This window comes from Aliivibrio kagoshimensis (assembly GCF_050337105.1).
Lineage (GTDB): Bacteria > Pseudomonadota > Gammaproteobacteria > Enterobacterales > Vibrionaceae > Aliivibrio_A > Aliivibrio_A kagoshimensis.
Map to the genome: position 1 here is coordinate 1 of NZ_JAKJSQ010000080.1, position 15,117 is coordinate 15,117.

Below are 15,117 nucleotides of genomic sequence, written 5' to 3' on the forward strand. Positions count from 1 at the left end.
TCTTAACTCTTTCACATTGATACAGTGCTTGATTATTGTCAAGCTAAGGACATGAAGTGCCAGCATCCATTATTTCACTTCTCGATGATGATGAAAAAACGCGTCTATTCGCAAAGCGTAAAAAAGTTCAGTGTCAAAACGGACAACAACTGTTTACTCGTGGAGAAAGTGCAAAACATATGTACTTGGTTGACAAAGGTAAGGTTTCTTTGTTTCGGCTAATGCCAAATGGTGATGAAAAACTCTTTAAGGTCTTTATGTCTGGAGAATTGATTGCGGAAATGGCGATGTTTATGGAACCCAGAACTTACCCGCTGAGTGCTAAAGCGGATCAAGATACCGAATTATCAGAATTTTATTATAAAGACGTATTAGACGTATTTACTCACTCAGCGCAGACCTCGCTAAAGGTGATGAATTATATGTCTAATCATATTCACCATTTGATGAACACGCTTAACATATTGACGCAGGTAAATGCTAACCAACGATTGGTCATGAAACTGGCGGAAATATATCGTAAACAGCTAAAGAAGGAGGGAAAAGTATCTCTTCCTGTTACCAAGAGGTTGCTGGCTACTCAGCTTGGAATGACACCAGAGACACTATCTAGAGCCATCAAAAAACTCAAAAGTGACCATTATATTGAAGAGTCAGGCAACCATATCACTTTGATTAATATACCTGCACTGTGTGAATCGGTTGACCTTACACCAGATATTTTCAATCCATTGAATGTCATTTTGCAAGAATAAATTGATGCAATGTTAGAAATACTGGTCCTATTTAGACACTATTATAAACAAGAAAACTGATCAATAAGAAAACAACCCAAGAGAGATGTTTACCTTTAGAGCCCAACAGCGCAATTAAGAAGTGGATGCCAAACGTCACTGCTATAATGTTCAGCAAAACGGATTTGTTGAGTTCGGGTTGCGCCAATGACACGATAATTCCAGCAAAGCCTAACCAAGCAATTGAGGTAACATGCCATGCAAAACGAAGGGTCTTTATTGTAAAATCATCACTGCCAAAAAGCGTAGGGAGGTTATCTCGTTTAAACAACCTCATTAGCATATATCGCTCACCAAAGTAAGAGTGAACGAAGGCCACGCACACCAATATTCCAGCCGCAAGATACATCATATATTCCACTTTACTCTCCAAAGTTGGCTTGGCAACGAAGCCACGCCGATAAAGTGCCCGCTTTATTGTTAAGTGAGATGGTGATAGCAAAGGTATTACTTGCCGCATCGATAATTGGATCAATAATAATAATTTTGCCTTTGTGCTGCTGTGTCGACCCTAGAGTGACGAAGCTGACGGTCTCTCCTTTTTTGACCGTACCATAAAGTTCCGCAGGTAATACGACTTCCGCATGAATAGGATTTAAGCTGACAACACGAAGAAATGGCGTCTCATCCACAAATTCACCGGGATCTTTAATACGCTCAACAACAACGCCAGATATGGGACTGCGGGTCTCTCTTAGCCCGAGTCGAACTCGCGCTTCTTTCAATTAAAACGCGGCTAAGCGAAGCTCCGTCAACATCTCATCTTGTTCATTATCTGAGATCAGGTTTTTCTTAAACAAATCAGTATTACGTTCTACTTTTCGAGTGGCAAACTCCAATCTAGCCTTAACCGTATTCAAGGCTGATGTCTCTAACGCAGAACGAAGGGTCTGTGAACCTGTTGTTTACCATACACTCGAGCAGTTGACTCTCTAGTACCGTATCAATAGAGTCCGAAATAATCTCGATACGACTCTCAACACATTCATCCAATTCCACTTCAGTTAACCCGTCTTCGGTCAAGTTATAACCAAAGATTCCATCTGGGGTAATGAATACTGCTTTCATTCTCTCGACTTTCAACCCTATGAGAAAGTCGAGTAAATCCTGACGTTCGAAGTGCTTATCTGGTGAAAAACGCCAACCAATACTGTCAAATCCTTCCCCAGTATTCGTTGCCTTTAGCATACCGCTTTCTGGCATCGGTAGTTCAGAAGCAAGTCGCTTGCCAGCACTGTGATGATGGTGATGAGGAGGTTCATGTACGCTCGTTTTCCCCTCAAACTCATCAAAAGAAAGATCGCCATATTGTGTGAATATCACCTTGGTGTTTGGACGACCAACGTCCAAAACATACGCTTCGAGTCTTTCTCTATCTCCATCCTGGTAGAGGTCTAACTTATTGCCAACCACGGTATCCGCAATCTCGATTTGCTGATTGAATGTCTCGTGACTCGTGTAGCGTGTATCTGATAGCTTACGCGCATCCACTAACGTGATGTTCTTTTGCAGTGAGATCACTTTACGATAATGCTCAGACGACAACACTTGCAACACCTCTTTTGGGTGTCCTAAGCCTGTTGGTTCGATAAACAAACGGTCAGGTTTGGCTTCCGACAACAGTTGATTAAGGGCAATTTGCATCGGTAAACCTGCCGCACAGCACATGCACCCACCTGGTACTTCCCGGATAAATACGTGCTGTTTTTTATTTTGCTGGCCCTGAAACAAACTGCCATCAATACCAATTTCACCAAATTCATTCACCAACACAGCCCAACGTTCACCTTTTGGTTTCTTTGCCATCAGTTGAAGAATCGCAGAGGTTTTTCCTGCCCCGAGAAAACCGGTGATGATATTAGTAGGCACACCGATAATAGGCTGATTGTCAAAGTTCATTAGCAATTCTCTTATAGCCTTTAACAAGGGTGTGATTGGCCGAAACCACTGACTCCGAAAATGCCGAGTACTTTGGTGGTACTGTCGAAATACGGCTCAAATCAAAACCCTCACCAATATTTGTCATCGGCGGAACATGGAAATTCTCCGGCAAATCCAGTCCATCAATCACACAGTTATGGCGAATCACACAGTGTTTACCAATGACCGCGTTAAACACTACAGAATTGAAGCCTATAAACACGTCGCTACTAACTTCACACGGACCATGGATGATAGAGCGGTGGGCAATGGATGAACGCTCACCAATAGTGACTGCTGCCCCCGCTTTTGAGTGAATGACTACTCCATCTTGAATATTAGTATCTCGCTTAATAACAATGGATTCCATCTCACCTTGTTCGTTGACTTCATCAGCACGAATGACAACATAAGGGCCAATAAATACGTTCTCTTCAATGATCACTTTGCCACAAATAATGGCGGTAGGGTCAATGAATGCCGCTTCAGACACTGAAGGCATGTGGCCATTTGGGTTTCGTCTTAACATATTGATCTCTCTTAATTTGATGGGTAGTGCAGCACAGAGCTAAGACGGTCGGTCAAACCCGACTCGCATTGCCGACCCTAACTACATCAAGTCCAACGTTAATAGTAACCGTCGGTTGCAGGCTGTTATTTCTGGAGAACGATGCACCAATCCCGTTTGTTCGTTACCTTCCCAGCCAGTGCCTTTCAACAGAGCGACGTCACCTTGCTCCATCTGATTTATAGCCGTATCAGTCTTTAACAAACCTGACAGATGATCTAACTGACCGGCACTATTTACCCCTAGTTTGCAACGATCTACATGATCATTTTCCACCCACTGTGTCGCCGAACCTACATAGGTTGTCACCAGACGACACGGCACCTGATCAACATGAAATTTAGGGCACATGGCGTTATCTAATGACGTTAATCGTAGCCCAGCTTCTCGCAAATCAAATAGACAACAGAACATGTCTACTAACATGGCGACATCTTGACCGAGCGCATCAGCACAAGCATACCCAGATAACTTATCTCGGATTAACTCTGCAGCATTATGGGGTGTGACGCTCTTCACCAAAGCCAAATGAAGACCTCCTTGAAGCATTTCCTGGATACTTTGCGTCAGATCGACTGATAGCGAACGCTGCCATACAGCAATATTACTTTTGGGTTGATAGATTCCTGTCAATACACTCGGTTGTTCGGCTATTGGCAGTGACTTTTCCAGATCAACCCAATTCGCTTCAAAAGCAGCCTTTACGGTCATACATTTACCTTATTATTGTTCTGTTGCTACATCGGCACAGCGATATATAAAAGCAGATTGCACGACACCAATTCCAATGCGTTATGTTATAACATAACACATTATATTGACAATAATTATTATTGAGTAGGTCGTTATACAAGGGGTAATCAGTTTAGCCGTAATTATGATTCATTTTGGTCGCAGTTATCGCACTGCAATAATAAATGTTTAGCTCTTGAAAATCAGGGATCTCATAAAGGACGAATAAAAGTGCATATTGAACGTAAATCGTTTTTAGACAGATAGCATTAACTCGTTAGGGGAATACCGATTAAGTCGCCATGTAAAAACATAGCAAAGATGCCACAAACAACCGTTCCAACCACTATAGTTAGCCATTGTAAGTAATCAGCGCTGCACGCGAAAACTGTAACAGCCGTACGCGGCGAACCTTACGATGACAAACTCTACCGCGCTAGCGCTAAAGAAAGCATCAAGATCAGCGATCATCGCTTCAGGACTCGAAAGCTTGGCATCCACAATGCGTTCATTACCGCAGTATGCTTTTACTACAAAGCAACTGGCTAAGTAATCGGTGCTCGATCCTGTTGGTAGGGGTAACTTGCTAGCATCATACTCACTACTCTCTGGATGTAATAACACGAATACGGGGCCATACTCTCGATAAGGCCCTGCTTGTTTAAAAGGGCAGTAGCTAGCCAAAATCAGCTTCTCCCCTTTTTCGGCTCTACGCAACACATCTCGGCAGGGTTCGCCGCCTTCAGCCGTTAAATACTCAACGGGTTGGTCCAGATCGTCAATACCAAGGTCTCTCACTTTCTTCAAAAAGTCTGAGTCTATTGTTAATACTTTATATGCCATTTGAGTCTTTCCCTGAGTCACTAATCATTGAGTGGGCAATGTACCTAGTAACCCATTACAACGACAACCGAAAACTGGACACCCAATTTATCGCAAGCTGAACGTAACATAAAAAAGCTACAACCAGCCAAGTAACCCTACAACAAACATGCCGAGTAAACTGATAAAACTGATGACAAAAGAGACACTTCGAAGCGTTTTGAGGTTAGCGTAATAACAGATCATATGCCCTACTCGTCCAGCTAGATAGGCGAGTGAAAGACCATTCAGCCATGTCGGATTTGCTGAAGATAAGATGGCAAACAGAACAAATAAAATCAGAATACCGACAGTTTCATTACTGTTCGCAAATACTCGACCAGAACGAAATAGAAAACGATCATGATTTTGCTCAATACTGTAACCAGGGGTATGTTTTGTGGCAATTCCAACCACATCAGTCACCACTAACTGCAGCCAAAACATAACGCCTGATAACCCTAAAATCAGAACCGTTAATTTATAGGGTTCAATAAATTCCATTTTCTCTCTCCTTTAATGATTAAATAATTGTACGATGAACAGTGACAACAAAGAACTAAGACTCAATTCTCTGCGCTGCCATCTTCCGACCACACCGCAAACTCATTACCACTCGGCTCGACAAAATGAAAACGACAACCGCCAGGAAAATCGAATATGGAACGAACCACTGTGCCACCACTGGCAACCACTTTTTCCTCCGTAGCGACAATATCTTTACTGTAAAAAATGAGCAGAGCTCCCCCTGTCGACGTTAAGCTACAGCGATCATCCTTAAAGAAGCCACCATCTAAGCCTTGATTAGAAAATGCGGCATAGTCAGGACCATAATCAACAAATGACCAATCAAACGCCGCGCTAAAAAACGCTTTGGTAGCCGCTAAATCTTTGGCTCCAAACTCAACATAATTCAATTTACCATGTTCATTCATCTGCTACTCCTTTAGTACTATAGTGAAGAAGGGAGTTTCAGCTTATCACTGATGATATTTAGAGGAAAGGCAAGTCCCCCTACAGGGATTTACCAAGATAGTGTTTCTTATTTCATTAACCTACTCAGCACTATTCAGTGCTGATCCGCATATTTAACTTAATGATTTCCTTTCTATTATTGTTTATGTGCATAATTCATACTCAACCAATTATGGTTTTTCTGCATTTTATGGCTTCACAATCCAAAGCCTTAGGAAGACGAAATGATTGCAAAAGATAGAGACTCAAAATCAGAAACAAGTGTTCAACAAAAAGCAGGCGCTAAAGTTGAACAAGATGTTGCATTCTATTTACGCAGAGAGTTTGCAGAATCGGGTGATGTGTTCATTATTAATGATCTGCGGATACAGTTTAAAAATGAAACCGCTCAAATAGATCATCTTGTTATCTACAACAAAGGCTTTATTGTCATTGAGTCAAAATCCATTCGTGGTGAGGTCAAAATCAATAACCAATTAGAGTGGAGTAGAACGGTCAGGGGCAAATGGACAGGTATGCCCTCTCCAATCGAGCAAGCTAAACTGCAAAGCAAGCTCCTAAAAGCACTATTAAATGAGAATTCAAAGTCATTATTAGAAAAAATCACCTTTATACAGGCATATTTTGGCGGACGTTGTTGGGACCAGTTATGTGCGGCTTCAAATGATGCGCTCATTGATCGTGACTCCGCGCCTAAAAGCATATCAAAACAGCTCACAAAGTCTGAATCGATTGCTAGCGCCGTTAACAAGCTAATTAAACAGCATCGTTCGGGAGTCATTCTAAATGCAAACCCTAACTTTAATCGTGATGAGCTTTATCGCATAGTCCACTTTCTCATTGACCAACATATCCCGTCTGCTACAAGCTCCCCAAAAAATGACAAAGCAGAGGTTGGAGGCGTTGGACACACCCTTTTTTCCACTACCACCGATATACCCAAGGAGACAACTAAACCTAGTGTTAGACATGGATTTGGTTGTAAGCAGTGCCAAAGCATAGAGACAGAGCCGAGATACGGTAAATACGGATACTATGTGTATTGCCCTGAGTGCAAGGTGAATACTGCACTGCGGATTAACTGCTACTCCTGCGATGCTAGCGGTGCAAAAGTCCGAAAGAGAAAGAATACTTATACGATTTCATGTAAGTGTGGTGAAGACACCCAAGTGCTATTTCAGTAACGCGTAGGGTGTCTGTCCCAGTTGGTTGAAACATAATTGAGCCTATTAACTGTTTTTATAGCTAAACCGGTTCTTCACAAGATGGACATTTGATATTAGTAGGTTGCATTGGCATCATTGAATGGTATGTCCAGTACTCCCCATTCTTAATTAGTCGAGTCTTACAGTTATGACAGTGGTTATAAGTTGTATGATGTGAGCAGCTCTTACAGAGATACCAATGCTTTTTTTCATTTACCTTTCGACCATTATATTGACGTTGAGGGATTGTGAGCTCTGTTAAATCAGAAGAACCACAAGCTATACAAAAATTAATTGCATCCACATCATCATCATCGTCACACTGGTAGGATTTTTCGATACTGTACTGAAGGAACATCCCAATTATTCTATTAAAGTCATCCAAATACCGAATAGATTTTGAAGGATTTGCAGATATAGCCCCATACTGATGTATGTTTCTCGGTGTATCCCAATCAAATAATTTTAGCTCTCCGAGGTAACTTGTCTCGGCCCACGCTTGTGGCGAGATAGGACCACCGGCGGCTGTTATGGCATCTAAAGTTGGATGAATAATATATACTGAATTCTGTCCATTTTCACTATAGTTACGAGTATGTGCCATCTCATATACTACGCCAGCAATACCACCTTCAGACGCAAGGAATTCTGAGTTATGGTATTTAGCATCTATTACAAGATTCTTGTACTGCAATTCATTATTTTTCCTCCTTGTACCTACTCTAATCATAAAGTCAGGCGCTCGTCCATTATCAAGCAAAGGCTCATATTCAAGCTTTATCCCTCGACGAGTATTTATCTGTCTAAACCTCAATGATTCTTTCGCTTGAGGTTCCTGTATCATTTTGATTAGCTTACGTTTCCAACCACTATCAGATGTAAAGTTAAAATGGAAAAGTAACGACTTCGTAATCTGCAATAAACACCATCGTTCATAAAGAATCGGCATATTTATTAATCCAATAGAATCAATTTTCTCTAATGAAAGCAATAAATCATCATCTGCTAGTCCTATCTGCTCTCTTATTTTTCGATAACTCGTATGAGCATATTGATAATCTTGGTTCTGAACAAAAGTCATTGAGTTTGGAAATGAGCTAGAGGTCTTAATCCCTAATTTTTTAAAAGCTTTCTCGATCGTCTTAAACGCCTTAATTTTGGGCTCTAACGACTTCAGAACAACATCGGCATTCTCCAGCGCAGTCTCAAAAAAGTGAATTCTACTTACAATGGATTTTCGTTCTTTTTGTTGTTCATCTAATTCTTTTCTATTTAATGCTCGAACCCAATTYGATTTTTTAAGTTCTTCAATGTCTATTTGGTAATTAATTAACTTTTTTCGATTCCTCTTTAATTGCTCAGATGTTGGAAGAATTCTTATCAAATTGACATATTGAACATTAAACCGTTCGTAAGATTTACCATTATTACCAACACCTTGATTATGAACAACTGCCGCATTTATTTGGTACTCAAAACCTACCTTTAAATCAAGGTGTGAAACCGAAGATATATTGAAAAATTTTGTTGCTTGATCAGCGTTTCTATCACTCCACCACTGATTTTCATAATATTTATACTCAACAAAATAAGTCTTTTCCACATCTTTTACTTTACCTGTTACCTTAATGTAGTAAATATATATTTTATCTTGAAATTCGACCGCTTTTGTTTGGTCCAGTTTCTGATTTAATTCATCACTAAGCTTATGTTCATCACACAAATCTTCCAGAACACGTAAGTCCTTATAAACCAGATCTTTATTAATAGCTCTTTGATCTTTAAGTGCATCCAAGCGTTTATTTAGTTGTTCGATATTGCCTTGATAACGTGAGCCTTTGCTGGAAGATATCTGCACTAACTGCTTAATAAGCTTATAGGTGCTGGATATCACGTAATGAATATATTTATTTTCAGGTACATTATACGAGGGCTCCGTCCCACGACTTGTCAGTTTTTTTGCGTTCCCTTTGGTTGATAACTCCATAAAAGTTCTAGGAACAGGTTTAACTTGTTTACGATCCTTTAAACTTTGTATTTCACGAAGCTCTGCTTTGGGTTTACTTACAATTAATTTAGCGTGGGCTAGTAAATTAGATATGAGCTTCAAAACTGACTCATCTATTCCTCCAGAGTTAGCCCTCTTAACTTTGCCACCTACATAGCTATTATCATCTAAAATCAACTCCCAAAGATCATCTTTAAAACTTGCTAAATATCGATTTAGCGCCTGTTCACTATCATCAGATAAGCCAATATAAACTTCAAAAGTCTTCTCGCCAGAAATAATTGTTATCGTACCTGCAGTACGAAATGCTTGTGTTCCCCACCGTTTATATTTTTTTAGCCATACAGTCCCTTCCGTCCACCATATTTTTTGTGTATGTGGATTGATAACCTTCATTAAAGGCGTTTGTGTACCGTTAGGCGAGAGAATATAGGGGGGAGCCTCAGGTTCGACATTAAAGTGAATGGCAAAATTACACTTATCCATCTCATCGATCTTTGGATAAATAGTCGTGTAGGCTTTAAATGAATTTAAAACCTCTCCCTGTTCAATTTTTAACGGATGAATCGATTCAACTAAATTGATTAGTGTATGCTTATCATACCATTGAGCTTCAATGTACCTAATTTCAAAATCATATGCCGACATGAGTTAATTAGGCCCAATAATTCACAATACTGTCATTACTTTCAGCATTGTCGATAATTTCACGAAGGGCAATATGCGCCGAAAATTCGCCATCAATACCTCTAAGTAATTTCTCAAGATTAGGATGAAAAACCTGAGCAACCCTTTCTAACTTGTTCATCTCGCCAGATTTTTTATCCCCATCAAAAGTAAATTTAGGCAGTACTTTGTGAATGATGAAATTATTGATTGCTTGGGTTTCATCGTCATTAACTTCACTAAACAGTGCTAAATAGTTCAAACCTTGCCTAATGGTTCGCATGCCAAACTCGACCCCTAGTGGGTGAAAATATTCACTGTTGTATTCTTTGAATAATGCACAAAATTTATTCTTGCCATCATATTTGGGATAAGGTGCTCTCACGCCTAATTCATCAATGGTAAACAACAGTGGCTTTGCAACATCTGTAAATCCATATGATTCTACTTCTGCAAGAATACTATCCCAATCACTCAATAGTGGGCTTTTAAATTTCATGATATGAGCACGGTCAAGAATTTTTGGAGATAAATAATGAGTAGTTTCATCGATGTTCACAGCACCAATAATCCGTACATTAGCAGGTATCGTTATTGATGAGGGGGTATTTATTATCCCGCCTAACATTCGTCTGATTTCGCCATGGTACTTGATCAGCGACTCTTTTTCGCTAAAACCAAATGCGCGCTTGATTTCAGCGTTCACATCCTCATCTGTCATCAAACCCACAAAATCCGTGATACCGCCTTTCGAATACTTTTCTTGCGCTGCAGTAATAACTGCATTAACCCCTTTTAACTCAGATAAAACATGGGAAGCTTCATCATCTGAATAGAGTTCAATGATAGGTTGCTCTTTACGCTCTTCAAGTTTGGATAAGAAATCAGCAAAGTAGTACTCAACCCTTGCCAAGTTCATCTCATCTAAACAGATAAAATAAGGCACCTCTGGATTTTGTTGTGCCTCTATTAAGGCTTCTAAGAACGGCGTTGCGAGGTATTTTCTTTCTAGTGGATTGTAATAACCCAGTAAATCTTCTGAGCTGGTCCAGTTAGGTTTAACGGGAATAATTTTAGATACACCGCCTACGGCTTCAGCAAATGAGTTTACCAAGTTGGTTTTACCTGAGCCTGAATCCCCTGCGAGAATAATCAAATCATTTGAGCGTACCAATGTAAGGTAGTTCTCAATGATATGCCGAGGGTACAAAATATCCTGAGCTTCTAAATATGCCTGAATATAGGATACCGCCTGCTTATAATCCGCATTTAACGCATCATTAAAGCTAAGTAACTTAGACGTATCACGACTTTTATCTACTTTATGAATAAAACTATCAAAATCTTCTTCATCAATGAACTCAAAAGTCTTTAGAAACACAGCTTTTTCTTCGATAAAATTGGTAAGCTTTTCTATTTTTCTGGCCATGTTTTCCTCTATTTTTTGGTTCTTTTCGATGATTACTTCTAATTTTGCTTTATTGTCTTTAATGCTCTGGCTTATCTGGTCATTGTCGCTATTTAGTTTCTCGTTTTTCTTAGTTAAGCGTTTAAGCGCTACTTCGGATTTGTTAACTTTCTGCTGTTTGTCTTCATGTAAATCATCCAGGCCTTCTGATTTTTTCGTAATGTCTTGTTGTTTTTCTTCCAATGCCTGTTCTAAAGCACCTATTTCTAAAGCGACTTTATCCTTAACACTCTCAACTTCCGCATCATAGATTACCTTACGTATGAGTGTTTTATCTTCATCATCTATGATTGCTTGCCGCTCTGTGCTAGATAATGCACCTGGCAAGTAGGTTAAACGTTCAACCGTTTGGTCTTTAACGGCTAATAAGAAAGGGTTATTTTTTCTGAGCCTTTGCGCGGTAGACGCTAATGTTAACTCACAAGCGACTAATCCTCTTTTGTCATTACCAAGTATCACTTGCGCAACCACAGGGCTTAAAAATACACCTGATTGCAATTCATGCGATCCGGCCAATGGGTACTCTATGTTTTGGTTACCATTGAGCGTTTTCGCATTACGAAGTCCCGCCCAACTGCCTGATTCATTGATGTTCAACTCTCCCCAAACATCAATTTTACGATCCGTTATTCCCCAACTTTCATAGAGCTTTTGGTATAGCTCATCATCAGTTAAATCCTTAATAACATTTAGACTATATACTGTACCCACATCAGCCATAATTACACCGCCTGCTCAACAATAGCGTCAGTAAGGTGTAGCTGAGTTGTTTGAGACTCTTTTAAGCGACTTTTTAGTTGGTCGCAAATATCTATTTGTTCATCATATTTGTCAATAACGAGTTTCTGACGAACAAGGTCAACTGGAAAAAACACAGGAACGCCCTCTACAACCTTTTTACTAATTTTTGGCATCGTTCCTGATGTTCCTGTCATTTGACGCCACATATGCTCACGTGATTGCTTAGAAGAGAGTACAAGCGATGCATATTTCGGCAATATCTCTTCATTGACGCGTAACTTCATCATTAAATCTGGGTAAATAAGACTACTGTAGCTTTCTTGTATCAATACGTTAGAACCAACAAAATTTGCGGAGTTGCCACGTTGAATCAAGATATCCCCCTTTGTTAGATATAAATGTGGCTTATCTGATACATCCACATCTACAAACTTCGACTGTTCCACATTGAGTTCACCATATGATGTAGCTCCAAGCTTAAGAACCTTCACGTTTGTTTCAGATGGCACCTCTTTAGGTGAGAATCCGTTTCGTGGACCAAAAGTCAAAATTGACTTCAGAGTTGTCTCTTTTGTTTCACCAAATGGTATAAGCTTTCCCATTACAGCCAGTTGCAGGATGGCTTGTTTTAGCTGGTCGATGCTCGCTTCGGTGGTGAACAGGGTATCGAAGTGCTCACTGATTCGTGCCCAGTTTTGCATTAGCTCGTCAGCATCAGCAGAGTTGGTTAGCGTGTCTAAAAGCGTAGTTACCAATACCTGATGTGCTTCAATGCTGGCTTCAGTTTGTTGTTCTAGTTGGTCGCAGAGTGACATAAGTTCATCGACTTTAGCGACGATGCGGTGTTGTTCTTTTAATGGTGGAACCGGAAATTCGAACATCTCTAGAACTTTTTTACTCAGTCCTTCAATCGCCATTCCCACTTGTCGTCCCCAAACAAGTCGTTGCACCATTGGAGATAAAATCCCTAAATGTACAAATTGACTCATCTGGCGTTCTATCAGACGAATAATCGTAACGTGTTGACTAACGTTAGCTTCAACCAAGCTTTCCGGAAATACTGTTGAACGACCAAGCGACGCTCCTGTGATGTTTAATAGAACATCACTCGGGATCACTTTCGTTTTATCCATCTTTTGATGAACTTCCACTGGTATGTAGGCTATATCATCCAGTTTAATTCCTTCATTTCGTACATTCTGCGAGCGTAAAAATGGTATGCCTTCTGTGGTATAAACATTTTTACCTCCCCTAGGAGTACTGCCAGAACCAAGCTTAGAGGTCAAATTTCCCAATCGAACCATAGACCACCCCTTAGGTAAGTCATTAGGGATATCTCCATCCAATAATGCAGGAAGTGCTTTTGTACGAGAGATTATTTTGTCTTTCACCAACTGCGCTTTCTCTGCCGCAATTCGTTCAAGCAATACCGAAGCAGGTTCATCCGTTGGGTCTTGGGGTACTAACTTACCGCGCACGGCTAATTCCAAGATCAGCTCACGCAGTTTCTTTACGCCATAGAGTTCACGCTTTTTGCTGCTGCCACGGCCAGCGGCGGACTTGGTTTTGACTGTTGAAGTCCAAGTGTCGATATTGTCAGTGATCAACTGGTTCATAGAGGTTTGTTCTGCACTCATTACTTACTCTCATCTGTATTTACTTCAACATTGGCATTCACCGATGATTTCAGTGCATCACCCAAAATACCTTTCAGCTGATTTCGTAGCTGTGAGATCTCTTGCTGCTGCTGTTGGTAGTTCTCTAATAGCTCGTTTGGATCGTGGCTGATCACTTCACTTTGATATGGGTTTTTGATATCAAGGTTAAAGTTACGCTCAATGATCTCGCTGATTGGCACTTTCCATGCTTGATTGTTCTCAACACGGCTAGCAAAACCATCTTCTTCATTGCCCCACCAATCTAGCTCAGTTTGGAACTCTTCAAACTTCATGGGTTTGGTTTTATTGTAGTTCTTCACGCCTTCTGGGTATGGATGCTCGTAGAACCATACATCTTTGGTTGGCTTGCCTTTGGTGAAGAACAAGATGTTAGTTTTGATGCCTGTGTATGGGTTAAACACCCCATTAGGTAGGCGCACGATGGTGTGCAGGTTACACTCTTCAGTCAGCATCTTTTTGATTTTGGTTTTTACGCCTTCACCAAATAATGTTCCATCCGGTAATACGACAGCAGCACGGCCACCTTGTTGTCCATTAACAGGCGCCGCTAACACTTCGATGATCAGCTGTAGGAACAGGTCGGCGGTTTCGCGGGTTTGCATCTCTGAAGGAAAATTCTTTTCAATGCCGTCTTCTTCTGTGCCACCAAACGGAGGATTGGTTACAATAACGTCAATCTCATCGTCCCAACTTGAAAGCGGTTTATTCAGTGTGTTGCCATGTCTCACTTGAACAGGTACTTCAATGCCGTGCAACATCATGTTGGTAGTGCATAACAAGTGCGGCAGCTGTTTTTTCTCAACACCATGAATTTGCTTTTGCAGCGTGTCATGATCAACCGACGTATTCACGTAGTTCTCTTTTACATGATCAAACGAACACGCTAAGAAACCGCCTGTACCACATGCAGGGTCCATAATAGACTCACCCAGTTTTGGGTCGGTCACTTTTACGATGAACTTGGTAATGGCACGAGGTGTATAAAACTCGCCCGAGTTGCCCGCACTTTGCAGATCTTTTAGGATTTGTTCGTAGATGTCACCGAACAGATGACGCTCTGAAGAGTTAGTAAAATCAATTTCATTCAGTTTATTGATCACTTGGCGAAGCAGTGTGCCGTTTTTCATGTAGTTAAATGCATCACTGAATGCTGCTTTGACCACAAACCCACGAGGATTGAAATCAATTGGAGCCACTAAATTTTTTAACTTGGGAAACAACTCATCATTAACAAAATCAAGCAGCTCTTCACCCGTCATACCTTCTGCATTTTGCGCCCAGTTACGCCACAGAAACTGCTCAGGGATCGGTTCACGATAATCATCCATCTCAAGCTCTAACTCTTCTTCTTGAGCGTCAAATACTTTAAGAAAAAGTAACCAAGACATTTGCCCAAGGCGCTGCGCATCGCCGTCGATACCGGCATCTTTACGCATGATGTCTTGAATGGATTTGATTGCTGAACTGATAGACATGATTGAATACTTATAAATATCTGAA

General features: G+C 40.6%; 15 protein-coding genes. 2 read left to right on the plus strand and 13 right to left on the minus strand.

Annotated elements, in window-relative coordinates; genetic code table 11:
- Positions 1-56 precede the first annotated feature (56 nt).
- Positions 57-755 (plus strand): Crp/Fnr family transcriptional regulator, encoded by a 699-nt coding sequence (locus L4C32_RS18080; protein WP_428198294.1) that lies wholly within the window; start codon positions 57-59, stop codon positions 753-755.
- 31 nt (positions 756-786) lie between these two features.
- Here the strand turns inward: L4C32_RS18080 and L4C32_RS18085 are convergent, their stop codons facing one another.
- The 9 genes from L4C32_RS18085 to L4C32_RS18125 all read right to left on the minus strand — a co-directional run bounded on the left by L4C32_RS18085 (position 787) and on the right by L4C32_RS18125 (position 5,810).
- The gene (locus L4C32_RS18085) at positions 787-1,155 is read right to left on the minus strand and encodes a hypothetical protein (RefSeq protein WP_428198295.1); all 369 of its coding nucleotides are present in this window, start codon (positions 1,153-1,155) and stop codon (positions 787-789) included.
- A gap of 1 nt (position 1,156) precedes the next feature.
- Positions 1,157-1,519 carry an efflux RND transporter periplasmic adaptor subunit gene (locus L4C32_RS18090; protein WP_428198296.1) on the minus strand — a complete coding sequence of 121 codons (363 nt, stop codon included), beginning with the start codon at positions 1,517-1,519 and terminating at the stop codon, positions 1,157-1,159.
- The gene (locus L4C32_RS18095; protein ID WP_428198297.1) at positions 1,520-1,654 is read right to left on the minus strand and encodes a hypothetical protein; all 135 of its coding nucleotides are present in this window, start codon (positions 1,652-1,654) and stop codon (positions 1,520-1,522) included.
- Positions 1,641-2,693, minus strand: a complete 1,053-nt coding sequence (locus L4C32_RS18100) for a CobW family GTP-binding protein (protein ID WP_428198298.1) — start codon at positions 2,691-2,693, stop codon at positions 1,641-1,643. Before L4C32_RS18100 ends, L4C32_RS18095 begins: the two co-directional genes overlap by 14 nt.
- The gene (locus L4C32_RS18105) at positions 2,683-3,243 is read right to left on the minus strand and encodes an LbetaH domain-containing protein (protein ID WP_428198299.1); all 561 of its coding nucleotides are present in this window, start codon (positions 3,241-3,243) and stop codon (positions 2,683-2,685) included. The genes L4C32_RS18100 and L4C32_RS18105 overlap by 11 nt, the downstream gene beginning before the upstream one ends.
- Positions 3,244-3,324: 81 nt before the next feature.
- Complete coding sequence (locus L4C32_RS18110; protein ID WP_428198300.1) at positions 3,325-3,993, minus strand: DUF1826 domain-containing protein; 669 nt, start codon at positions 3,991-3,993, stop codon at positions 3,325-3,327.
- 390 nt (positions 3,994-4,383) lie between these two features.
- Positions 4,384-4,857, minus strand: coding sequence for a DUF1203 domain-containing protein (locus L4C32_RS18115; RefSeq protein ID WP_428198301.1), 474 nt, complete (start codon positions 4,855-4,857; stop codon positions 4,384-4,386).
- Between the two features lie 117 nt (positions 4,858-4,974).
- A complete protein-coding gene (locus L4C32_RS18120; RefSeq protein WP_428198302.1) occupies positions 4,975-5,379 on the minus strand; it encodes an MAPEG family protein in 405 nt (134 codons plus the stop codon).
- 62 nt (positions 5,380-5,441) lie between these two features.
- On the minus strand, positions 5,442-5,810 hold the full coding sequence (locus tag L4C32_RS18125; protein WP_428198303.1) for a VOC family protein: 369 nt from the start codon (positions 5,808-5,810) through the stop codon (positions 5,442-5,444).
- A gap of 264 nt (positions 5,811-6,074) precedes the next feature.
- Here L4C32_RS18125 and L4C32_RS18130 point away from each other — a divergent pair, with 264 nt between their 5' ends.
- Positions 6,075-7,034 carry a nuclease-related domain-containing protein gene (locus L4C32_RS18130; protein ID WP_428198304.1) on the plus strand — a complete coding sequence of 320 codons (960 nt, stop codon included), beginning with the start codon at positions 6,075-6,077 and terminating at the stop codon, positions 7,032-7,034.
- A 61-nt stretch (positions 7,035-7,095) separates the two neighbouring features.
- Here L4C32_RS18130 and L4C32_RS18135 read toward each other — a convergent pair whose 3' ends face one another.
- From L4C32_RS18135 to L4C32_RS18150, 4 genes are read right to left on the minus strand one after another with little or no spacing between them, the layout of a single operon-like run.
- On the minus strand, positions 7,096-9,711 hold the full coding sequence (locus L4C32_RS18135; protein WP_428198305.1) for a DUF2357 domain-containing protein: 2,616 nt from the start codon (positions 9,709-9,711) through the stop codon (positions 7,096-7,098).
- A 7-nt stretch (positions 9,712-9,718) separates the two neighbouring features.
- Complete coding sequence (locus L4C32_RS18140) at positions 9,719-11,917, minus strand: McrB family protein (RefSeq protein ID WP_428198306.1); 2,199 nt, start codon at positions 11,915-11,917, stop codon at positions 9,719-9,721.
- Positions 11,918-11,919: 2 nt separating this feature from the next.
- Positions 11,920-13,575: a restriction endonuclease subunit S gene (locus L4C32_RS18145; RefSeq protein WP_428198307.1), complete on the minus strand. Its 1,656-nt coding sequence runs from the start codon at positions 13,573-13,575 to the stop codon at positions 11,920-11,922.
- Positions 13,575-15,092 carry an N-6 DNA methylase gene (locus L4C32_RS18150; RefSeq protein ID WP_428198308.1) on the minus strand — a complete coding sequence of 506 codons (1,518 nt, stop codon included), beginning with the start codon at positions 15,090-15,092 and terminating at the stop codon, positions 13,575-13,577. The genes L4C32_RS18145 and L4C32_RS18150 overlap by 1 nt, the downstream gene beginning before the upstream one ends.
- Between the last annotated feature and the right edge of the window lie 25 nt (positions 15,093-15,117).